The organism is Lysobacter antibioticus (assembly GCF_000731095.1).
Taxonomy (GTDB): domain Bacteria; phylum Pseudomonadota; class Gammaproteobacteria; order Xanthomonadales; family Xanthomonadaceae; genus Lysobacter; species Lysobacter antibioticus_B.
The window spans coordinates 33,898-56,552 of record NZ_JMTZ01000024.1; the positions used below are offsets into that span (position 1 = coordinate 33,898).

Here is a 22,655-nt window from a genome sequence, read left to right on the forward strand (position 1 = left end):
CTTATCCCTAGCGCTATCGCGTGCCGGCGAATCGAGCTTCGCCGGCACGCGAGCGATCACTCCACTCAGCTGGAGTAGTGGTCGCGGATGTGGGCGTGGTAGTAGCCGCCTTTCGAGGTGGCCGCGATCAGGCCCAGGTTCACGCTCTCGGGCACGCCGTGAAAATCGTAGTCCTGGCCCTCGACGAAGCGGATCCTCAGCAGTCCGGTCGCAAGGTCGTAACCGATCGCCTCGATGGCCGAGGAAGAAACACGGATCATCTCCATTGCATGCATCTCCTTGCGAGTGTGTGGTGGATCGCCCGGGGCCGCGGAAGGCGACGAATCGAGCGCGCCGTTCGAACCCCTCTATGAGACCACGACCCCGTCGCAGGGCCCGCGACGCTGCGAAGCGCGAGGGATAATTCAGCGACCAAGCGGTCGCTAGGACCGGCAGCGGCGCGGGTCGAAAGCTGCAAGCGCAGCCACGTCTCATGGCCTAAACTGCCGGCGTTATCCGCCAGGAGTCTCCGATGCGCCGTAATCTCTGGCTGATCGCCGCCGTGGTCTTGATCGGCCTGTGGGTCTGGAGCCAGCGCGGCATGCAGGCGCCGCAACCCGCCGTTCCCGCGCACGCACCGGTGACGCAGTCGCAACCGGCCATGCGCGATGACGCCATGCGCGATGACGCCGGGCACGGCAACGCCGGACGCGGCCACGACGAAACCCCGCCGATCGCCTCGATCGCACTGCCGCCGGAAGCGAACGACACCTTGCGCCGCATCGCCGCGGGCGGCCCGTTCGCGCATCGCCAGGACGGCGGCGTGTTCCAGAACCGCGAGCAACGCCTGCCGCGGCAACCGCGCGGCTATTACCGCGAGTACACGGTCGAAACGCCGCGTTCCGACGACCGCGGCGCACGCCGCATCGTCACCGGCGGCGATCCGCCGTCCGAGTACTACTACACCGGCGATCACTACCGCAGCTTCACCCGCTTCGACGTGCGGGCCGACGGAGGCGCACGATGAGCGGCTCGATCGATCCGCGCGAGTTGCTCGCCGATCCGGCCCAGGCAGGCGCCTACTTCATCGATGCACGCGACGCGCGTGCACTGGCCGATGCCGCAGCCGAGCTCGAGTTCGCGGTCGCCCGCGTCGATTTCGCCGGCTGCGCCGACAAGGACGACGCGCTGGCGCGCATCGCCGCGGGTCTGCGTTTCCCGGCCTGGTTCGGCCACAACTGGGATGCGCTCAACGACTGCGTCAACGACCTGTCGTGGTGGCCGGCGCCGGGCTATCTGCTATTGATCGAACATGCCGGCCCTTGGCAGGCCGAACACGGCGAGGACGCCGCGACCCTGGTCGAGATCCTCAACGACGCCGCGCAGGATTGGGCGAAGTCGCGCATCGCGTTCTGGGCGCTGCTGCCGCTGCCGCAGGCGGAGCTCGCACAGATGGCGCCCTGAGCCACCGCGACGCCGGCTTTCAGGCTAGGAGCGGCGCGAGCCGCGACCACGCAGTCACCCGTACGAACGTCCCCAGCCGCAGATTCGCGGTCGCGGCTCGCGCCGCTCCTACCCCAAGGCCGATCGCACCTCCGAGAACCGCGATCGACGGCTGCGGACGGCGCGAGCGCGCGAGGTTCAGCGCTCGTCGTCCTTTTTCTTGAAGTCGACCTTTTCCGAGGCGCCTTGCGAATCCCACTTCGCTTCGAGTTTGCGCTCGCACCAGGCCGGCGGGGTCTCGCCGGGACGCGTCGGGCCGCTCGCACATTCGGGGCGCGCATCGACCGCGGCGTTGGTGTCGCGATATTCGACGCCGCTGCAGGCGCCGAGCATGACGACGGCGGTCAGAACGGCGAGGCCGGTGAATACACGCATGCAAGGCTCCTGTCGGGATGTCGCCGCCGACCTTCGCCGACGCGGCGAGGGCCCGCCAGTGTCATTGGTTCAGGCCACGACATCGGCTGCGGCCGGCGCCACCGCCGGCACGCGCGCATAGCGCCAGGCGATCAGCAAGCCGATGCCGAGCAAGGCGGCGGCGATGTACCACGGCGCGCCCGGCAGGTGGATCGGCGCCGACTTGCCGATGAAGTAGCCGAAGCTGCTGGCGAAGATCGCCGGCCCGATCACGCCGGCCAGGCTGACCAGGCTCATCAGCGCGCCCTGGATGCGGCCCTGCTCGTGAGCGCCGACCTGACGCGTGACCAAGGCCTGGGTCGCCGGCGCCGCCATCGCCCACAAGGCGCTGATCGGCAGGCCGAGCAGGAAGATCAGGCCGGTGTCGGCGCTGCCGTAGACGATGAAGCCGATCACGCCGCAGGCCAGGCCGAACAGCAGGGTGCGGCGCTCGCCGAGCCAGGCGACGACGCGGCCGATCAAGGCGACGTTGACGATGATGTTGAACACGCCGACCACCGCCAGCACCCAGCCGACCTTGTCCAGGCCCCACTGGTACTGATAACCGGCGAACAGCACGAAGATGCTCGGATAGACGTAGTGGGCCATGTTGGCGATGAACACCACCGCGGCCAGGCCGAACACCTGCGGGTAACGCTTGAGCAGCATCAGCGAGCCGAACGGATTGGCGTGGGCCCAGTCGAAGCGTGCGGTGCGCTTCTCCGGCGGCAGCGATTCGGGCAGCACGAACCAGCCGTAGAAGAAGTTCAGCAGGGCCAGGCCGGCGGCGAACCAGAACGGCAGGCGCATGTCGATCGCGCCGAGCTGGCTGCCGATCACCGGGCCGATCACGAAACCGACGCCGAATGCGGCGCCGATCATGCCGAAACTCTTGGCGCGCTGTTCCGGCGGGGTGACGTCGGCGACGTAGGCGTTTGCGGTGGTGAAGCTGGCCGCGGTGATGCCCGAAATGATGCGGCCGATCAGCAGCAGCGGCAGGGTGTTGGCCACCGCCATCAGGATGAAGTCCAGGCCCAGGCCCAGGCAGGAGATCAGGATCACCGGGCGCCGGCCGTAGCGGTCCGACAGGCTGCCCTGGATCGGCGAGAACACGAACTGGATCAGCGCGAACACGGTGCCGAACAGGCCGACCCAGTAGGCCGCCTTGGCGGTGTCGCCGCCGACGAAGTCCTCGATCAGGTGCGGCAGCACCGGAATGATCAAGCCGAACGACAGCACGTCGATCAGCACGGTGATGAAGATGAAGACGAGCGCAGCACGACGCGCGCCCGAAGCAGGAGCGATGGGAGGAGTCATGAATGCCAAAGGGCGAAAGGCTTGCGAGTGGCGCAGTCTAGCGCGCAGGCGAGTGTGCGGCAGGGTCGTTTGTCACCGCGCGATGGTTTCTTACGTTACTAATTGCCCGACGAATCGAGAATTTTCCCATCGAGATCATTGGCTTACAAAATCGCTTGTGAGCGCGCGCGCTCACAGTTCCGTGCGCGTGTAAGCAGGGCAAATTCTGCGTCCATGGGTGAATTGCCGCATCGCACAATTTGTGCTTTAGTCGAAACACGCTCGGTTTTGACACTGCCGGTGCGGGACGAGTCCCGCGCCAGTGGCGGATGCGCCTTGCGCGTAACAGTGACCTCAAGATCCTCCAGCAACACCGCCAAGCCAACCAATCGATATCGCGAACGTCGCTTCGCGTTGGGGAACCGCCTCCAGGGACCAGTTTTAGAACATCGATGCAAGGACCCGGTCAGACCACAACGTAAAGCGATAGCGAGCTAGCGATCCACGGAACACCCCACCGGTCCGGAGATGCGATGCAAGCCAGGCAACAAAGTCTGTACGACCCCCGCGACGAGCGGGACAGCTGCGGTTTCGGACTGATCGCGCAACTCGACGATCGCCCTAGCCGCGCCCTGGTCGACCGCGCCCTCGAGGCGCTCTCGCGCATGACCCACCGCGGCGGCGTCGCCGCCGACGGGCTCAGCGGCGACGGTTGCGGCTTGCTGATCCGCCATCCCGACGCCTTCCTGCGCCTGATCGCGCGCGAAGCCAACATCCGCCCGGGCCCACACTTCGCTTCCGGCCTGGTGTTCCTGCCGCGCGACACCGCGCTGGCCGCCCAGGCCCGCGACGTACTCAACGAAACCCTGCGCAGCGAAGGCATGCGCGTGACCGGCTGGCGCGTGGTGCCGGTCGATGTGGCGGCCTGCGGCGAACTCGCCCGCCAGACCATGCCGCGCATCGAGCAGATCTTCGTCGACGCCGCCACGCCGTTCGACCCGGCCGGGTTCCAGCGCTCGTTGTTCCTGGCGCGCCGCCGCGCCGAACAGCGCCTGCGCCAGACCGATGCCGACGCCTTCCAGGACTTCTACGTGGTCAGCCTGTCCTCGGCCAGCATCGGCTACAAGGGCATGGTGCTGCCGGACCGGCTGATGCAACTGTATCCGGACCTGCAGCGCCCCGAGCTGGCCGCGAGCGCGGTGGTGTTCCATCAGCGCTTCTCCACCAACACCACGCCGCGCTGGCCGCTGGCGCAGCCGTTCCGCCTGCTCGCCCACAACGGCGAGATCAACACCATCGCCGGCAATCGCGCCTGGGCGCAGGCACGCGCGCACGCCTGGCGCACGCCGGTGCTGGACCTGCGCGAGTTCGACCAGGTGGTCGGCACCGACGGCTCGGATTCGCAAAGCCTCGACAACATGCTCGAGGTGCTGCAGGCCGGCGGCATGGACCTGCTCAAGGCCATGCGCATCCTGATTCCGCCGGCGACCCAGTCGCTGGAGTACAAGGACGCCGACCTCGCCGCGTTCTACGAGTACTACGCGCTCAACACCGAACCGTGGGACGGCCCGGCCGGCATCGTCACCTGCGACGGCCGTTACGCCGCCTGCACTCTCGACCGCAACGGCCTGCGCCCGGCGCGCTGGCTGCGTTCGCGCGACCGCCACTTCCTGATCGCCTCGGAAGCCGGCGTGTGGGAACTGCCGGTCGAGGAAATCGAGGCCAAGGGCAAGCTCGGCCCGGGCGAGATGATCGCCGCCGATCTCTACCAGGGCGAATTGCTCGACTCCGAGGCGATCGACCGCATCAACCGCGCGCGCGCGCCGTACAAGCGTTGGCTCAAGCAGGGCATGACCTACCTGCACAGCGAGTTGATCGACCCCAACCTGACCGCCGAACCCTTCGACCACGACACCCTGGCCGGCTTCCAGAAGCTGTTCCAGCTGACCCGCGAAGAACGCGAGCAAGTGCTGCGCCCGCTCGCCGAGATCGAGCAGGAAGCGACCGGCTCGATGGGCGACGACGTGCCGATGGCGGTGCTGTCGCAACAAGTGCGCTCGCTCTACGACCACTTCCGCCAGGCCTTCGCCCAGGTCACCAACCCGCCGATGGATCCGTTGCGCGAGGACTGCGTGATGTCGCTGGCGACCCAGATCGGGCGCGAGGGCAATGTCTTCGTCGACGGCCCCGGCAACGTCGGCCACATCCACCTGAACTCGCCGGTGCTCGCGCAACGCAAGCTGCGCCAGTTGTTGTCGATGGCGCCGTACGACCAGTCGCACCGCTACATCGACTTGAACTACAACGCCGAGGAAGGCCTGAAGGCGGCGATCCAGCGCCTGTGCCTGGAAGCCGAGGAAGCCACCCGCGACGGCATCGTGCTGCTGATCATCAGCGACCGCCGCCCGCGCCGCGAATGCCTGATGATGCATGCGCTGCTGGCGACCGGCGCGATCCACCAGCACCTGGTGCGGGTGGGCCTGCGCTGCGAAGCCAATCTGATCATCGAGACCGGCACCGCGCGCGATCCGCACCATTTCGCCTGCCTGATCGGCTTCGGCGCGACCGCGGTGTATCCCTACCTGGCTTACCAGACCCTGCACGACCTGGGCGCGCGCGGCATCCTGCGCACCAAGCACGGCGAGGTCGCGCAGATCGGCCGCAGCTACCGCCGCGCGATCAAGAAGGGCCTGCTCAAGATCATCTCGAAGATGGGCATCGCGACCATCGGCAGCTATCGCGGCGCGCAGTTGTTCGAAATCATCGGCCTGGACCGCGAAGTGGTCGAGCTGTGTTTCGCCGGCACGCCCTCGCGCATCAGCGGCGCCGGCTTCGATTTGTTGCAGGAAGACAACCAGACCCTGGCCGACCTCGGTTGGGACGCCAACCGCCTGCCCGAGATCGGCGGCCTGCTGAAGTACACGCCGGGCGGCGAATACCATCTGTTCAATCCCGACGTGGTCACCCGCCTGCAGCGCGCGGTCGGCAGCGGCGACTGGGCCGATTGGCAGCACTACGCCGAAGCGGTCAACGAACGCCCGACCGCGGCCCTGCGCGATCTGCTCGAACTCAACAGCGACACCGCCACCGCGATCCCGCTGGAGGAGGTCGAACCGGTCGAAGCCATCGTGCGCCGTTTCGATTCGGCGGCGATGAGCCTGGGCGCGTTGTCGCCGGAAGCGCACGAAGCGCTGGCGATCGCGATGAACCGCCTCGGCGGGCGCTCGAATTCGGGCGAAGGCGGCGAAGACCCGGCACGCTACGGCACCGACAAGGTCTCCAAGATCAAGCAGATCGCCTCGGGCCGGTTCGGCGTGACCCCGGAGTACCTGGTCAATGCCGAAGTGCTGCAGATCAAGGTCGCGCAGGGCGCCAAGCCCGGCGAAGGCGGTCAGTTGCCGGGCCACAAGGTCAACGAACTGATCGCGCGCTTGCGCTATGCGATGCCCGGCATCGGCCTGATCTCGCCGCCGCCGCATCACGACATCTATTCGATCGAGGACTTGGCGCAGCTCATTCACGATTTGCGCCAGGTCAATCCGCAGGCGCTGATCTCGGTCAAGCTGGTCTCGCACGCCGGCGTCGGCACCATCGCCACCGGCGTGGTCAAGGCCGGCGCCGACCTGGTTACCGTGTCGGGCCACGACGGCGGCACCGGCGCCAGCCCGCTGTCGTCGATCCGCTACGCCGGCACGCCGTGGGAGCTCGGCCTGGCCGAAGCGCGCCAGGCCCTGGTCGCCAACGACCTGCGCGACCGGGTGATCCTGCAGACCGACGGCGGCCTCAAGAGCGGCCTCGACGTGGTCAAGGCCGCGCTGCTCGGCGCCGAAAGCTTCGGCTTCGGCACCGCGCCGATGATCGCCCTGGGCTGCAAGTACCTGCGCATTTGCCACCTCAACAACTGCGCGACCGGCGTGGCGACCCAGGACGCCGGTCTGCGCCGCGACCATTTCACCGGCCTGCCCGAACGCGTGGAGAACTTCTTCCGCCTGCTCGCCGAGGAAGTGCGGCACTGGCTGGCCTCGCTCGGCGTGCGCACGCTCGGCGAAATCGTCGGCCGCACCGATCTGCTGCGGCAGAGCCAAGGCGAGAGCGCACGCCAGCAACGCCTGGATCTGGCACCGCTGCTCGCCGGCACCGGCCTCGCCCACGGCGGCCATTGCGGCATGCCCGCGCCGGTAGAGGCGCCCGACGGTCTGTCTGCACAACTCGAAAGCGATCTGGCCGACGCCATCGCGAACAAGTCCGGCGGCGAGTACGGCTACAAGATCCGCAACACCGACCGCAGCATCGGCGCGCGTTTGTCCGGACGCATCGCCCGCCTGCACGGCGACCGCGGTATGAGCGATGCGCCGCTGACCCTGCGTTTCAGCGGCACTGCCGGCCAGAGCTTCGGCGCCTTCCAGGCCGGCGGCTTGCACTTCGAGCTGTCGGGCGAAGCCAACGACTACGTCGGCAAGGGCATGGCCGGCGGCCGCATCGTCCTGCGCCCGCCGAGCGGCGCGCGCTACGTCGCCCACGAGACGCCGATCCTCGGCAACACCTGTCTGTACGGCGCCACCGGCGGCGAGCTGTATGCGGCCGGCCGCGCCGGCGAACGCTTCGGCGTGCGCAACTCCGGCGCGACCGCGGTGGTCGAAGGCGCCGGCGACCACTGCTGCGAGTACATGACCGGCGGCGTGGTCGCGGTGCTCGGCCGCACCGGCCTGAACTTCGGCGCCGGCTTCACCGGCGGCATGGCCTACGTGCTCGACACCGAGCGCGACTTCGTCGACCGCTACAACCACGAGCTGATCGACATCCTGCGCATCTCCGCCGACGGCTTCGAGCATCACCGCTCGCACCTGCACGACCTGCTCGAAACCCACGTCGCCCTGACCGGCAGCGCCTGGGCGCGCCGCATCCTCGACGAGATGCGCGACTACATGGGCAAGTTCTGGCTGGTCAAGCCGAAGGCAGCGAGCCTGGAATCGCTGGCCGAGACCTTGAGGAGTGCGGCGTGAGTCTTTCCTCGATGCTTACGACGGCAACAGCAAATCCCCCCTGCCCCCCTTTTGCAAAGGGGGGAACGGCGGTGGAACATCAGTCAGTGCCGTACGGGTCGCGCGAACATCCCGCGTCGGCGCACCTCCATCATGACAAACGGGTACTCCTCCCCCCTTTGAAAAAGGGGGGCCGGGGGGGATTTGCTTCTGATCTTTCTTTTGCAGCCCCAGCCACGACGCCACGACAACGCAGCCAACGGGGCCGCCACTCATGAGCAAGAAGTCCGTCTTCCAATTCCGTGATGCCTCGCGCGAGATGCCCACGCGCATCCCGCTGCAACTGCGCCTGGACGGCGACTGGGGCGAGCTGTACGGCCGCTTCGCCGAAGCCGAAGCCAAGAAGCAGGCCGGCCGTTGCCTCGATTGCGGCAATCCCTACTGCGGTTGGGCCTGCCCGCTGCACAACTACATTCCGAACTGGCTCGAATTGGCGCGCGAAGGCCGCGTCCACGAAGCCGCGGCGTTGTGCCACGAGACCAATCCCCTGCCCGAAATCTGCGGCCGCGTCTGTCCGCAGGATCGTCTGTGCGAAGGCAGTTGCACCCTCAACGACGGTTTCGGCGCGGTCACCATCGGCGCGGTCGAGAAGTACATCGTCGACAGCGCCCTCGCCAGCGGCTGGCGCCCCGATCTGTCGGCGGTGAAGCCCAACGGCCGGCGCGTCGCCATCGTCGGCGCCGGCCCGGCCGGGTTGTCCTGCGCCGACCGCCTGGCCCGCGCCGGCATCCAGGCGGTGGTGTTCGACCGCTACGAAGACATCGGCGGGCTGCTGCACTTCGGCATCCCGAGCTTCAAGCTGGAAAAGTCGGTGATGCGCCAACGCCGCGAGGTGCTCGAAGGCATGGGCGTGCAGTTCAAGCTCGGCGTCGAGATCGGCCGCGACCTCAGCCTGGACGAACTCATCGCCCAATTCGACGCGGTGTTCCTGGGCCTGGGTTCGTACCGCTACACCGACGGCGGTCTGCCCGGCCAGGATCTGCGCAACGTCCTGCCGGCACTGCCGTTCCTGGTCCAGAACGGCCGCGTCGTGCACTCCGAAGGCGAAACCGTGCGTTCGCAACCGATCGCCGGCTGGGAAGACCAGCTCGAACTGCCGGATCTGCGCGGCAAGCGCGTGGTCGTGCTCGGCGGCGGCGACACCGGCATGGACTGCGTGCGCAGCGCGGTGCGCATGGGCGCGGCACAGGTGCGCTGCGTGTACCGGCGCGACGAGGCCAACATGCCCGGCTCGGCGCGCGAAGTCGGCAACGCGCGCGAGGAAGGCGTGGAGTTCCTGTTCAATCGCCAGCCGCTGGAACTGCTCGGCGACGGCACCGCGGTCAATGCGGTGCGGGTGGCCGAAACCCGTCTGGGCGCACCCGATGCGCGCGGCCGTCAGCGCGCCGAAGTGGTCGAGGGCAGCGAATCGGTGCTCGAAGCCGACGTGGTCATCATCGCGTTCGGCTTCCAGCCCGATCCGCCGGCCTGGCTGGCGCAGCAGGGCATCGAGTTGACCGACAACGGCCGCATCAAGGTGCTGGCGACCAGCGAAAGCTGCGCGACGCGGCGCAAGAGCGCGGCCGGGCTGCCGTATCAGACGACCAATCCGAAGGTGTTCGCCGGCGGCGACGCCGTGCGCGGCGCCGACCTGGTGGTGACGGCGGCGTTCGAAGGCCGCGAGGCGGCGGCGGGCATCGTGTCGCTGTTGAGCGCGCAGGCGCCGGTGGCGGCGCGGGACGAGCAGCTCGCCAGGGTGGGTTGAGCGGCTGTCGCGCCCTCACCCCAACCCCTCTCCCGTCAACGGGAGAGGGGCTGCGATGAAGCGCAGACCGCAGTGCCTCAGCTCGTCATCCCCGCGAAGGCGGGGATCCATAGATCTCGACCGTCCTCGCCCGAAAAGAGCTGGATCCCCGCCTTCGCGGGGATGACGGCCGTGCGGATTCGCTGCGAATCCGGACTCGGGCAACGCATCAACGAGTGTCGCTACTCAGCGGCCCGGGCCGACATCGATGAAGCGCAGGAACTCGGCGCGGGTGCGGGCGTCGTCGCGGAACATGCCGAGCATCTTCGAGGTGATCATGCTGACGCCGCGCTTATGCACGCCGCGGGTGGTCATGCACTCGTGCGCGCCTTCGATGACCACGCCAACGCCGAGCGGCTGCAGCACGTCCTGGATCGACTGGGCGATCTGCGCGGTCATCTTTTCCTGGACCTGGAAACGGCGCGCGTAGGTCTCGACCACGCGGGCCAGCTTGCTGATGCCGACGACCTTGCCGCTCGGCAGGTAACCGACATGGGCCTTGCCGATGATCGGCGCCATGTGGTGCTCGCAATGGCTCTCGAACTCGATGTCGCGCAGCACGATCATTTCGTCGTAACCGGCCACTTCTTCGAAGGTGCGGGCCAGGTATTCGCGCGGATCGTCGCCGTAACCGCTGAACCAGTCGCCATAGGCCTCGACCACGCGCTTGGGCGTGTCGAGCAGGCCTTCGCGGGCGGGATCTTCGCCGGCCCAGCTCAGCAGGGTGCGAACGGCGGCTTCGGCCTGTTCGCGGGACGGCTTGCTGTCGTTGTCGGCCATGGTCCGGCCTCTTGCATGTGGGAGGGGCATCCTACTCCACCGCGCCGCGCACGCCGAGTGCGCGGGCGGAACGCCGGGTTGCCGCGGCTGCGACGCTCGCCGCCAACCGCCACGGCCGGCAAAAAAAAGGCCGCCCGGAGGGGCGACCAGTAGACTCCCCGGGGGAGAGCGCCTAGGGAGCGGTGGTCATCGCGCGAGCCGTCAGCGCAGCGACCGGTCGAGTGCGTGGGGCAAGCTGCGCTCGATGTGATGCCATCCGTCGCGCACCGCCTCGCGCGCTTCGGTCCAATGCAGTCGCGAGCTGGCGCGGTGCCGGTGCCATTCGCGCCCCAGTTCGGCCTCGACCTCTTCGAAGCGGTGCCCGCCGCACTCCAGATAGCTGTCGTAGCCGTAACGGTAGGCGGGTTCGTAGTCGGGCCATTCGCGTCCGGCGCTGTAGTACGCGGCGAAGCGGTACTCGCGGTGGAAGTGCTCGCGGTATTCGCCAGGATCGATCGCCTCGGCCACCGCCGAACCGACCTCCTTTGCGTTGAGATGTTTCATGGCCGGCGTCGGATTCCAGGGACGTCACACGCGTCCTTGGCCACCAAGCTAGGCCCTGATCCATGCAATGCAGGTGAAGATCGCGGGTAACGGCGCCGATGTTCAGAAAGCGGTGGCGCGCGGCTCAGCGGCGTCAGCGCCGCGTGAGGGCGGAATCACTCCGCCGGCAAAGCCGTCGCGAGGTCGCGCCCCTGAGCGACGCTGACCGCGTTGCGTCCGGCGACGGTGGCGCTGCGCAAGGCCTGGCGCACGCGTTCGAACAGCTCGGCGACTTGCTCGCCGCGCTGCGAGATCGCCAGGCCGATGCTCACGCTCATGGTGATCTCGTGGCCGTCGATGCGGAACGGCCGCTGGGCGAAGGTGTCGGCCAGGCGGCGCGCCAGCAGTTCGCATTCGACCCGTTCGCATTCGCTGACGATGCCGAAGCAGTCGCCGGCCATGCGGGCGATGGTGTCGTCGGGCCGCAACACCCCGCGCATGCGCGCCAGGGCCTGCTGCAGCAGGGCGTCGCCGACCGCGCGGCCGTAGCGCGCGTTGACCTCGCCGAAGCCGTCCAGGTCGACCAGCAGCAAGCCGTAGGTATTCACGTTCAGGCTGCCCGGCGAAGACCAGGCCTCGAGCATCTGTTCCAGTACCTGGGCGTTGAGCGCGCCGGTCAGCGGATCGCGTTCGACCGACTGCCGCGCCAGCAGCAGGATGCGGTGGCGGTTGGCGGCATGTTGGCTCAGAGCCAGGGCGAGCACGGCCGATTCCAGCACCGCGGTCAGGGCCAGGCCGCGTTCGGCCCATTCGGCGTCGCGCAGGCCGAGCGCATTCGCGGCGAGCGCGGCGGCGAACACCAGCATCGGGGTCCAGCCCAGCAGGTAATAACCGGCGTAGGGCGCGCCCTTGCGCCAGGCCGCGACCGCGATCACCAGCATCAGCGGCACGCCGAGCAGCAGCAACAGGTTGCCACCGATGTACCACCAGCCGTAGGAATGCTCGCGCATGATCACCAGCACCAGCAGCCAGAACATATTGGCCCACTGGATCGCCCGCAGCACCCAGGCGGTGCGCGGCATCAGCCGCGGCAGATCGAGGAAGCGCAGGCTGAAACCGAGCTGGAAGATCGTCGCCAGGGTCGCCAGCGCCCAGCCGATCGCCGGTTCGCTGGCCAGCCCGGCCAGCCCCCACATCTCCGAGGCGTCGCCGGACAACAGCAACAGATAGGTCGCGATGCAGGCCAGGTAGGCGCCGTAGCCCAGATAAACGAAGTCGCGGAACGCGACCCACACGCCGACCATCGCCACCGCCATCAACATCATCGCGGTGAAGGCCGCGGCCATGAAGCGGGCGTCGCCGCGCTCCTGCCGGGCCAGATCGGGGATGCTGGCGAACGACAGGCGGATCTCGCTCATCGCCGCGCGCCCCTTGATGCGCAGATAGGCCACCGAGGACGGCGGCCAGCCGTTCGGCAGGGCCAGCACCCAGCCGCGGCGCATCAGCGGCACGCCGCCGTGTTCGGCGTCCTCGACTTCGCGCGGGCCGGCGCCGGGCGGGTAATACAGCAGGGGGCCCATCGCGCGCGGACCACGCAGGACCAGCAACTGGCCTTCGTATTTGCCGATCGCGCGCTGGCTGGTCAGGCGCAGCCAATAGCCCTCGTTGCGGCGCGGCAGGCTGAAACGGATCGATTCTTCGGGCCGCTCGGCGACCAACTGGCGGATCACCGGAGCGCCGACCGGCGGCGCCTGCAGGTCGGTATCGGTCAGCAGGACCTCGACCTTCAACGATTGCGCGGCGGCCGGCAGGCAGGCGCAGGCCAACGCGATCAGCAGCGCCCACAGGCCTATGCGCATACCCGGATCCGCTCCCGAACCATGAAGCTGCGCAGTCTAGCCCGAGTCGGCGCGGGTCGGCATGGCCCGCGAAAACCTCATGGGGCGGCATCGGATGCGCAGCCTTGGCGGCGAAGGGCCGCGGGATCGGCAGTGGAGCCGCCCTGTCCGGCCATTCGGCCGTGCCCGCACGGGTATAAGCAATCCGGGGCTTTATCGCGACGCCACGCTGAAGTCTCTGGATCCCCGCTTTCGCGGGGATGACGAGCTGGGGACTCCGCTCCGGTCTCAGACAGAACCGCCATGCCGCGCTTTTGCCGTCATCCCAGCGCAGGCCGGGGTGAATGGATGCGTTTGCGAGCCAATGGCTCGTGCATCCGTGAACGCCAGGGCGCTGTGCGCCCTGGCCGGGTCGCAGAGGCTTCAGAGCGATGTCGCGATAACGCCTTGGACACTCGGCTCCGCCAAGGTAAAGCAGAGCCCGCCTCCGCGGGAATGACGGGACTGTTGATATCGCGGAGCCCGCCAGCGCGGGAATGACGAGCCGGGGAGCCCCCGCCGGTCGGTCGGCCCGACCGGCGGGATCGCATCAAAAAGACCAACGACGGGTCGCGGCGAATGAGAGGGGAAGGGAGCCCCGCCGCGCCCGTTTTATCGTCGGTCAAGGGGAACCATCAGCGTTGGGCCACGCCCTCGCGCACCGGCTCGCGGCCCGGCCAACCGCCGGCCATCGCCTTGTACAGCGCGATCGCGCCGGTGACGCTGCGGGTGCGGCCGTCGGCGAACGCATCCTGGGCCTGCAGCTGGGTGCGTTCGGCGTCGAGCACTTCGAACAGGTCGGCGGCGCCGGCCTCGTAGCGCACGCGCGCGAGTTGGGCGGCCTTGGCGCTGTCGAGCGCGGCGCGTTCCAGGTGCTGGTCCTCGACCCGCGCCCGCGCATAGCGCACGAGGGCGTTCTCGGTGTCTTCCAGCGCCAGCAACACGCTCTGCTGATAACGGGCGAGTTCGCCCTCGGCGGTGGCGTCGGCGGCCTTGATGCGCGCACGCACGCGGCCGATGTCGAGGAACGACCAGTCGATGCCCAGGGCGACCAGGCGGGTTTCGCTGGCGCGTTCGAACAGGGCGCTGGTGTCGATCGCCTGCGAACCGATCAGGCCGCTGAGGGTGAAACGCGGGAACAGGTCGGCGGTGGCTACGCCGATGCGCGCGGTGGCCGCATGCAGGCGGTGCTCGGCCGCGGCGACGTCGGGACGACGGCGCAGCAGCTCGCCCGGAGTGCCGGCATCCAACCTGGCCGGCAGCGCCGGCAAGGCCGAGGCCTCGTCGAGGGTGGCGATCAGCGCGTCCGGGGTCTGCCCGGTCAGCACCGCCAAACGGTGCTGGGTGACCGCGACCTGCGCTTCCAGGTTCGGCACCCGGGCCAGGGTGGCTTCGAGCTGGGCACGGGCACGCGAGGTATCGAACTCGGTGCCGCGGCCGGCGTCGAAACGCGCCTGCACCAGGCGCAGGGTTTCCTTCTGGTTGTCGGCGTTGACGCGGGCGACGCGCAGGCGCTCCTGCAGGCCGCGCAGCTCGACATAGCTGCGCGCCACTTCGCCGACGATCGACACCTGCATCGCCTGCAGGTCGGCCGCGCCGGCCCAGGCTTCGGCGCGCTCGGACTCGATGTTGCGGCGCACGCGGCCGAACAGGTCTAGTTCCCAGCTCGCATTGGCCTGGACGCTGTAGCTCTCGTTGTCGCGCGCCGAGTTCGATGCGCCCGGCATCTGGTCGGAGCTCGAACGCGATTCGCTGCCGCTGGCGCTGCCGGTGATGGTCGGGAAACGGTCGAACTTGGCGCCGCGCAACAGGGCATTGGCGCGGTCGTAATTGGCCAGGGCGATGCGCAGGTCGTGGTTGGCCGACAGCGATTCCTCGACCAGCCGCGTCAGCAGCGGGTCGTTGAAGCTCTGCCAGAACTCGGCATTGGCGTCGGCCACGGCGCTGCCGTCGGTGGCGGCGGCCGCGTCGGTGCGGGCGAACGCGTCCGGGGTCGCCAGGGTCGGCCGGACATAGTCCGGACCGACGGCGCAGGCGGCCAGGGCGAGCGTCAGCACGGCCACGGCGGGAAAGGTCAACTTACGCATGGATCTTCTCCAGAGGAGTGTGTTCGCCGTGCGAGACCAGCTTCTGGCCGACCAGCTTGCGCAGGGCGACGTAGAACACCGGGGTCAGGAACAGGCCGAACAGGGTCACGCCCAACATGCCGGCGAACACGGTGATGCCGGTGACCGAGCGGATTTCCGCACCGGCGCCGTGCGACAGCACCAGCGGCACGGTGCCGGCGATGAAGGCGATCGAGGTCATGACGATCGGACGCAGACGCAGGCGGCAGGCTTCCAAAGCAGCCTCCACGATGCCCTTGCCCTGCAGTTCGAGTTCGCGGGCGAATTCGACGATCAGGATCGCGTTCTTGCACGCCAGGCCCATCAGCACGACCAGGCCGACCTGCACGAACACGTTGTTGTCGCCGCCGGTGAGCCACACGCCGGCCAGGGCCGACAGCATGCACATCGGCACGATCAGGATCACCGCCAGCGGCAGGGTCCAGCTTTCGTACAGCGCCGCCAGCACCAGGAAGGCGAGCAGGATGGCGAGCGGGAACACGATCAAGGCGGCATTGCCCTGGCTGGCCTGCTGGTAGCTCAGGTCGGTCCATTCGATTTCCATGCCGTGCGGCAGCACCTTGGCGGCCACGTCCTTGACCACGTCCATGGCCTGGGCCGAGGACATCACGCGCGGATCGACGTCGCCGGCGATGTCGGCGGCCGGGTGGCCGTTGTAGCGCAGCACCGGGTCGGGGCCGAAGGTCTGCTTGACCGTCACCATCGAGCCGATCGGCACCATTTCGCCGCGGTCGTTGCGGGTGCGCAGGTTGGCGATGTCCTCGACGCTGTCGCGGAACGAGCCGTCGGCCTGGGCGATCACCTGCCAGGTGCGGCCAAACTGGTTGAAGTCGTTGACGTAGGCCGAACCCAGGTAGGTCTGCAGGGTGTCGAACAGATCGGTCAGCGGCACGCCCTGGGCCTTGGCCTTGACGCGGTCGACTTCGGCGTCGAGCTGCGGCACGTTGGCCTGGTAGGTCGTGTTCGCATAGCCCATGCCCGGGGTCTGCATGATCGTGCCCTGGAACGCGCTGACCGCATTCTGCAAGGCGCCGTAGCCTAGGTTGCTGCGGTCTTCGATGAACAACTGATAGCCCGCGCCGTTGCCCAGGCCGAGGATCGGCGGCGGCATCAGGGCGAAGGTGAAGCCTTCCTGGAAGCCGGCGATCTTCTGGTTGAGCTCGGCGGTGATCTCCACCGCGGTCCGGTCGCGCTCGCTGAACGGCTTGAGCGGCAGGAACGCCACGCCGGTGTTGGGCGTGTTGGTGAACTGCACCGCGTTCAAGCCCGGGAAGGCCATGGTGTTCTGCACGCCGTCGACCTTGGCGGCGACATCGGTGACCTTCTTGAGCAGGGCATCGGTGCGTGCGATCGACGAACCTTCAGGCAGCTTCACCGCGGCGATCAGGTACAGCTTGTCCTGCAGCGGGATGAAGCCGGCCGGCACGACCTTGAACATCAGGCCGGTGGCGACCAACAGCACCGCATACACCACGAACACCGCACCGCGCTTGCCCAGCGTGCGCGAGACCGCGCCCTGGTACTTCTGCGAACTCGACGCGAAGAAGCGGTTGAACGGACGGAACAACCAGCCGAACAAGCGGTCGATCAGACGCGTCGGCGCATCCTTCGGCGCGCTGTGCGGACGCAGCAGGCGCGCGGCCAGGGCCGGCGACAGGGTCAGCGAGTTGATCGCCGAGATCACCGTCGAGATGGCGATGGTCACTGCGAACTGCTTGTAGAACTGGCCGGTCACGCCCGACAGGAACGCCATCGGCACGAACACCGCGCACAGCACCAGCGCGATCGCGACGATCGGGCCGGACACTTCCTTCATCGCCTGGTGCGCCGCCGAACAAACTCAAGGTGTTGATCGAGAAACCGAGCAGGTACAGCGCGGCGAAGGTACCGACCACCGACACCGGCACGGCCAGCAGCGGGATGATCGAAGCGCGCCAGGTCTGCAGGAACAGGATCACCACCAGCACCACCAGCGCGATCGCTTCCAGCAGGGTGGTGACCACCGCCTTGATCGAGTCGCGCACGAAGATGGTGGTGTCGTACACCGCTTCGTACTTGATGCCCTCCGGGAAGCTCTCGGACAGGCGATCCATGTTGGCGATCACCTGCTCCTGGATCTGCAGCGCGTTCGCGCCCGGCGACTGGAAGATACCGATGCCGACCGCGTTCTTGCCGTCGAGCTGGGCACGCAGGCTGTAGTCGCCGGCGCCCAGCTCCAGGCGGGCGACGTCGGACAGACGAACGATTTCGCCGTCGGTGCCGCTCTTGACCACGATGTTGCCGAACTCTTCCTTGCTTTGCAGGCGGCCCTTGGCGTTGATCAGGGTGAGGAAGTCGCTGTTCGGCATCGGGTCAGCACCGAGCTGGCCGGCCGAGACCTGCACGTTCTGCTCGCGCATTGCGCGCAGCACGTCGCCGGCGGTCAGGCCGCGCGAGGCGATCTTGTCCGGGTCGAGCCACACGCGCATGGCGTAGTCGCCGCCGCCGAAGATCTGCGCGTCGCCGACGCCGGACAGGCGGGCGAGCTGATCCTTGACGTGCAGACGCGCGTAGTTGCGCAGGTACAGGGTGTCGTACTTGCCGTTCGGCGAGGTCAGGTGCACCACCATCAGGAACACCGGCGCCTGCTTCTGGGTCGTCACGCCTTGCCGGCGCACGTCCTCGGGCAATCGCGCCAGCGCCTGGCTGACCCGGTTCTGCACACGCACCGCCGCGTCGTCCGGGTCGGTGCCCGGCTTGAAGGTGACGGTGATCGCCAGCACGCCGTCGGAACCGGCGACCGACTTGATGTACATCATGTCTTCGACGCCGTTGATCGCTTCTTCAAGCGGCGTGGCGACGGTTTCGGCGATGACCTTCGGGTTGGCGCCCGGGTACACCGTGCGCACCATCACCGAGGGCGGGATGACTTCGGGATATTCGCTGATCGGCAGGATCGGTATCGCGATCAGGCCGGCGGCGAAGATCACGATCGACAGCACCGCGGCGAAGATCGGCCGATCGATGAAAAATTTGGAAAAGTCCATGACGGATTCCTTGGTGCGGCGTTGAGCCGCATGATTCCCGGGCCCACGCCGTGGGGACGTGGGCCTTGATTGCTTCGAAACCCTGAGCGCGTTCGGGTCTGCTCGTCGTTCCCGCGAATGCGAGAACCCCGGAGACTTCGAACGTCTCGCCCGAAGGGCCCCGGATCCCCGCGTTCGCGGGGATGACGGGGTGCGGGCTTCGCGGTTTCTTACCTTCGAACGCCGCCGCGGTTATTTCGCCCCGGCCGTGCTCGCGACCTGCGGGCCCGGTGCCGGCGCGCCCATCGCAATGGTCTTCGGCGCCACCGGCATGCCCGGGAAGAACACCTTCTGCACGCCGTGGACGATGACCTTGTCGGTCGGCGCCAGGCCCGATTCGACCACACGCAGCCCGTCGATCATGCGGCCGAGCACGATGTCCTTGCGCAGGGCCTCGTTCTTCGGGCCGAGCACGTAGACGTACTTGCGGTCCTGGTCGGTGAGCACGGCTTTGTCGTCGACCAACATGGCCTTGAAATCGCCGGTACCTTCGAGCTGGACGCGCGCGAACAAACCCTGGGTGAAGATGCGGTCGGTGTTGTCGACCACCGCGCGGGCGCGGATGGTGCCGGTGCGCGGGTCGACCTGGTTGTCGGTGAAGTCGACCATGCCCTGGTGCGGATAGCCGGTTTCGCTGGCCAGACCGATACGGACCGGGTTCTTGCTGTCCTTGCGCTCGCCCTTGCGGGCCAGCTCGTTGTAGCGCAGGTAGGTCTGCTCGTCGCTTTCAAAATAGACGTACATCGGGTTTTGCGAAACCAGCGTGGTCAGCTGGGTCTGGTCGGCCTGGGCGAGGTTGCCCACGGTGACCAGGGCGCGACCGGCGCGGCCGCTGATCGGCGCACGCACTTCGGTGAAGGTCAGATCGAGCTGGGCCGAAGCCACCGCGGCTTCGGCGGCGCGGACCGAGGCGTTGCCCTGGGTGGTCGCGGCGCGGCGGGTCTCGAACTCTTCGCGCGAGATCGCCTTGGCCTCGACCAGGGTCTGGGCGCGCTTGTCCTGGGTCTGGGCCAGACGCGCTTCGGCACGCGCGCGTTCCAGTTCGGCCTGGGCGCGGTTGAGCTCGGCGCGATAACGGCGCTGGTCGATCACGAACAGCAGATCGCCCTTCTTGACCTCCTGGCCTTCCTGGTAGGCCACGCGCTCGACGTAACCGCTGACGCGGGCGCGCAGTTCGACCGATTCCACCGCGGTGACGCGGCCGGTGAACTCGTCCCACTGCCGGACCTGCTTGCTCAGGACCTGGGCGACGCTGACTTCAGGCGGCGGCGGCGCGCCTTCGGGGGTGGCGGCCTGGCTGCCGCAACCGACCGCGGCCAGGGCAATGACGACGCTCGCGGCCAGCGCGAGCACGGAGAGCCCGACGCCGGCGCGGCCGGAACGGGCGAAGTAGTTGCTGGTGCTCATCGGGGGGTGGGTTCCTGTTTGGGATTCTTGGAGGTCAACGACTTCAACAGTGCGCGCGCGTCCTGCAGGCAGCGTTGCGCGGTTTCGTCGGCGGTGCTGTCCGGATCTTGCGAACACGCATCGGTTGAAGCCGATTTAGGGGTGGGACGGGCGGTGGTGGGATAGGCGGGGGCACCGGCTGGCAGGCGGCTGGCGGGCGCTGAGGGGACGCGCGCGGCACGCGGCGGCAACTGCGGCGGCGGTGCCACGCGCGAGGCGTACGGCACCACCGCATGCGGCGGTTCGCTGTCGGCGTCGTGGTCGATCAGGGCCAGCGCGCGCTGGCCGACCGACAGGGCGCTCGGCCATTCCGGACAGGCGTTGCGTTGGTTGAACTCGGTGCACACCGGCGTATCGACCGCGAGCAACTGCACGCGGACCGCCAGCTGGCGCGCTTCGTCGTGCAGCACGCGCGCGAGCATGCGCAGGGCCGCGGCACCGATCGAACGGTGACCGTAACCGGCCCAGGGATGCTCGCTGCCGGGACCGCCGATCAGCACGTAGGTGCCGCCGCGATCGTGTTCGGCCAGCAGGGGCAGCAGGTGGCGCGCTGCGGCGAGGTGGGGGAGGAGATCCTCGTCGAGCTTGCGGCGCAGGAACTCGGCCGGGTTGTCGAGCAGGCGGCCGCGTTCGGCGCTGCCGCACACCGCTGCGACCACCCCGGCCAGGGGACGGCCGAGTTTGCGCAGGGCGCGGGCGAGCTTGGCGCCGGCGGGGTCGTTGCTCACCGAACCGGCGATCGTGGTCAGGTCGGCGTGGGGGAAGCTGGCCTTGAGCACTTTCAGTTCGCTGGCCTGGCGGGCGACCGCGATGACCGGCCGGCCGCCGTCGAGGGCGGCCTGGACGACCCCGCGACCGACACCGCCGGTGGCACCGAGTACAACCAAAGGAGCTTTCATTGTCCCGCTCCCGGGACTTTCTCTCCCGTCATCGGGATGATCCCATGACGAGTGTCATTCCCGGAATGACCCCGGGTGTAATGTGCCAACACCGCGCTGACGGCCGGCAACAGCAGCATCGCCGAGGGCAGCGCGATGATGAAGGCCAGCACCCAGGCCAGCATCCAGGCCTCTTCGGCGCCTTGCGCCAGGCCTTGGCGGAACACGACCACGGCCAGCCCGATCAGGGCAGACATGGCCACCAGCATTAGTGGGAGAAACGCGAATCGGGCTTGTCGGGGGCTCAACATGGCGGGGGGCCTCGTGTCGATCTGCGGCAAAGAGTAGAGAGATGGACGGCACTTGATTAGCCACTGATTCAGGGAATAATTGTCCCGACATCGGGCCAATGCCCTCTCTGCCTCCTTGAATGCCCCACAGCCGGCCCCAGACATGACGGCAGGGACGTGGGAGACGCGGGATCGAGCTTGCTCGCAGCCCGCGACGATGCCGTTACTGTCGCCGCCGCCGTCCCGCCCGGGCAGTGGAGGGGGTCAGCAAGGCGCCATGACAGCCGTCACCCGCAACCGCACCTGCTACAGACATCGAGTTTTTGAACTGACGAGAACCCCCGCGACGCCGGTGCAAGGCGCGGCGCGCGGCAGGCTCCCGTTCGATCCACATCCCTAGGGAGGCCATTACCCATGGCTCACGATCTCAACGACACCCTGATCTTCGTCAAGGTGGTCGAGAGCGGCAGCTTCATCGCCGCCGCCCGCGTCCTGCGCCTGCCCAAGACCACGGTCAGCCGCAAGGTCCAGGAACTCGAAACCCGGCTCGGCGCGCAGCTGCTGCACCGCACGACCCGCAAGCTCGGCCTGACCGAGGCCGGCAACCTGTACTTCGAGCACTGCCAGCGCATCGCCCGCGAACTGGACGAGGCCGAGAGTGCGGTCGGCCAGTTGCAGGGCGGCCCGCGCGGCTGGCTGCGCATCACCGCGCCGTATTCGGTCGGCATCACCTGGATCGCGCCCTTGCTCGGCGAGTTCCATGCGCGCCATCCGGAAGTGCGGGTGGAGATGAACCTCAGCAACGACACTGTCGACCTGATCGACAAGGGCATCGACGTGGCGCTGCGGGTCGGCGACCTGCCCGACTCCAACCTGATCAAGCGCCGGCTGGCGATCTTCCGCACCCAGATCTACGCCAGCCCGAACTACCTGGCCCGCCACGGCGAACCGCTGCACCCCGACGACCTGCGCCATCACCGCACCCTGGCGATGCCGAAGTCGCGCCGCAACAACGAATACGTGTGGACGCTCAACGACGGCGAACGCAACGTCGACTACGTGATCGACCCGGTCATGGTCGCCAACGACCCGGGCCCGCTGCGCGGCGCCCTGCTGTGCGGCGAAGCGCTGATGCTGGCCGCCGACGTCACCGTCAAGGCCTTCGCCGAACAAGGCTACGTGCAACGCGTGCTGGCGGGGTGGACGGGACCCGAGTACGAGTTCAACGCCGTGTTTCCGCGCGGTCAGGTGCAATCGCCCAAGGTACGGGCCTTCGTCGACTTTTTGGTCGAGCGCCTGAACTTCGACGCCGACTACATGCAGGTGCTGTGTCCGGACGCCAAGCGCTTCCGCAAAGCCTCCGAAGAAGCCGAAGCCGCGCTCGCCCACGGCCTGGCGAAAGAAGCCAACGACCAGCGCACCATCGCCGTACCGGTGGTCGAAGCGATCGAGGCGATCGCCGAAGCCGTCGACCTGCGCGGCAAACCGGCCCGCGCGGCCAAGACGACCGAGGATGTCGCGCGCAAGGACGACACCCCGAGCGACGAGGATGCGGCATTGGTGTGAGCGTGGCGCCGATCTGATCCGGATCGGCGGCGTGGTTGCGACGTCGCAGCCTGGTTGCCGTTGCCGTTGCCGTTGCCGTTGCCGTTGCCGTGATGAGCTTGGCGCAGTA

At 68.1% G+C, this 22,655-nt stretch carries 15 protein-coding genes and 1 pseudogene; 5 read left to right on the forward strand and 11 right to left on the reverse strand.

The window, feature by feature from the left end:
- Positions 1 to 65: 65 nt before the first annotated feature.
- Positions 66 to 266, reverse strand: a complete 201-nt coding sequence (locus EX88_RS0109680; RefSeq protein ID WP_031371798.1) for a KTSC domain-containing protein — start codon at positions 264 to 266, stop codon at positions 66 to 68.
- A gap of 245 nt (positions 267 to 511) precedes the next feature.
- On the opposite strand from EX88_RS0109680, the gene EX88_RS0109685 reads away from it, so the two are divergent.
- Together EX88_RS0109685 and EX88_RS0109690 are read left to right on the forward strand one after the other, a co-directional pair.
- The gene (locus EX88_RS0109685; protein WP_031371799.1) at positions 512 to 1,006 is read left to right on the forward strand and encodes a ribonuclease domain-containing protein; all 495 of its coding nucleotides are present in this window, start codon (positions 512 to 514) and stop codon (positions 1,004 to 1,006) included.
- The gene (locus EX88_RS0109690) at positions 1,003 to 1,443 is read left to right on the forward strand and encodes a barstar family protein (RefSeq protein ID WP_031371800.1); all 441 of its coding nucleotides are present in this window, start codon (positions 1,003 to 1,005) and stop codon (positions 1,441 to 1,443) included. The genes EX88_RS0109685 and EX88_RS0109690 overlap by 4 nt, the downstream gene beginning before the upstream one ends.
- A 177-nt stretch (positions 1,444 to 1,620) precedes the next feature.
- Here EX88_RS0109690 and EX88_RS0109695 read toward each other — a convergent pair whose 3' ends face one another.
- Entirely contained in the window at positions 1,621 to 1,857 is a 237-nt protein-coding gene (locus tag EX88_RS0109695; RefSeq protein ID WP_031371801.1) for a hypothetical protein, read from the reverse strand.
- Between the two features lie 69 nt (positions 1,858 to 1,926).
- Positions 1,927 to 3,192, reverse strand: coding sequence for a TCR/Tet family MFS transporter (locus EX88_RS0109700; protein WP_031371802.1), 1,266 nt, complete (start codon positions 3,190 to 3,192; stop codon positions 1,927 to 1,929).
- Between the two features lie 512 nt (positions 3,193 to 3,704).
- Here EX88_RS0109700 and gltB point away from each other — a divergent pair.
- On the forward strand, positions 3,705 to 8,174 hold the full coding sequence (gene gltB, locus EX88_RS0109705) for a glutamate synthase large subunit (protein ID WP_031371803.1): 4,470 nt from the start codon (positions 3,705 to 3,707) through the stop codon (positions 8,172 to 8,174).
- A 253-nt stretch (positions 8,175 to 8,427) separates the two neighbouring features.
- The gene (locus EX88_RS0109710; protein ID WP_031371804.1) at positions 8,428 to 9,957 is read left to right on the forward strand and encodes an FAD-dependent oxidoreductase; all 1,530 of its coding nucleotides are present in this window, start codon (positions 8,428 to 8,430) and stop codon (positions 9,955 to 9,957) included.
- 225 nt (positions 9,958 to 10,182) lie between these two features.
- Here the strand turns inward: EX88_RS0109710 and folE are convergent, their stop codons facing one another.
- The 8 genes and pseudogenes from folE to EX88_RS27405 all read right to left on the reverse strand — a co-directional run bounded on the left by folE (position 10,183) and on the right by EX88_RS27405 (position 21,145).
- Positions 10,183 to 10,776: a GTP cyclohydrolase I FolE gene (folE, locus tag EX88_RS0109720; protein ID WP_031371805.1), complete on the reverse strand. Its 594-nt coding sequence runs from the start codon at positions 10,774 to 10,776 to the stop codon at positions 10,183 to 10,185.
- 201 nt (positions 10,777 to 10,977) lie between these two features.
- On the reverse strand, positions 10,978 to 11,319 hold the full coding sequence (locus EX88_RS0109725; RefSeq protein ID WP_051884852.1) for a hypothetical protein: 342 nt from the start codon (positions 11,317 to 11,319) through the stop codon (positions 10,978 to 10,980).
- A 155-nt stretch (positions 11,320 to 11,474) separates the two neighbouring features.
- Positions 11,475 to 13,157, reverse strand: a complete 1,683-nt coding sequence (locus tag EX88_RS0109730) for a GGDEF domain-containing protein (RefSeq protein ID WP_031371807.1) — start codon at positions 13,155 to 13,157, stop codon at positions 11,475 to 11,477.
- A 653-nt stretch (positions 13,158 to 13,810) separates the two neighbouring features.
- Entirely contained in the window at positions 13,811 to 15,262 is a 1,452-nt protein-coding gene (locus tag EX88_RS0109735; protein WP_031371808.1) for an efflux transporter outer membrane subunit, read from the reverse strand.
- Positions 15,255 to 18,327: pseudogene (locus tag EX88_RS23670) on the reverse strand (efflux RND transporter permease subunit). Before EX88_RS23670 ends, EX88_RS0109735 begins: the two are co-directional and overlap by 8 nt.
- Positions 18,328 to 18,558: 231 nt before the next feature.
- Entirely contained in the window at positions 18,559 to 19,773 is a 1,215-nt protein-coding gene (locus EX88_RS0109745) for an efflux RND transporter periplasmic adaptor subunit (RefSeq protein ID WP_051884854.1), read from the reverse strand.
- Positions 19,770 to 20,711 (reverse strand): SDR family NAD(P)-dependent oxidoreductase, encoded by a 942-nt coding sequence (locus tag EX88_RS0109750; protein WP_051884856.1) that lies wholly within the window; start codon positions 20,709 to 20,711, stop codon positions 19,770 to 19,772. Before EX88_RS0109750 ends, EX88_RS0109745 begins: the two co-directional genes overlap by 4 nt.
- Positions 20,708 to 21,145, reverse strand: coding sequence for a DUF2798 domain-containing protein (locus EX88_RS27405; RefSeq protein WP_081930810.1), 438 nt, complete (start codon positions 21,143 to 21,145; stop codon positions 20,708 to 20,710). The genes EX88_RS0109750 and EX88_RS27405 overlap by 4 nt, the downstream gene beginning before the upstream one ends.
- A gap of 249 nt (positions 21,146 to 21,394) precedes the next feature.
- On the opposite strand from EX88_RS27405, the gene EX88_RS0109760 reads away from it, so the two are divergent.
- The gene (locus EX88_RS0109760; RefSeq protein ID WP_081930812.1) at positions 21,395 to 22,546 is read left to right on the forward strand and encodes a LysR family transcriptional regulator; all 1,152 of its coding nucleotides are present in this window, start codon (positions 21,395 to 21,397) and stop codon (positions 22,544 to 22,546) included.
- The last annotated feature ends 109 nt before the right edge of the window (positions 22,547 to 22,655 follow it).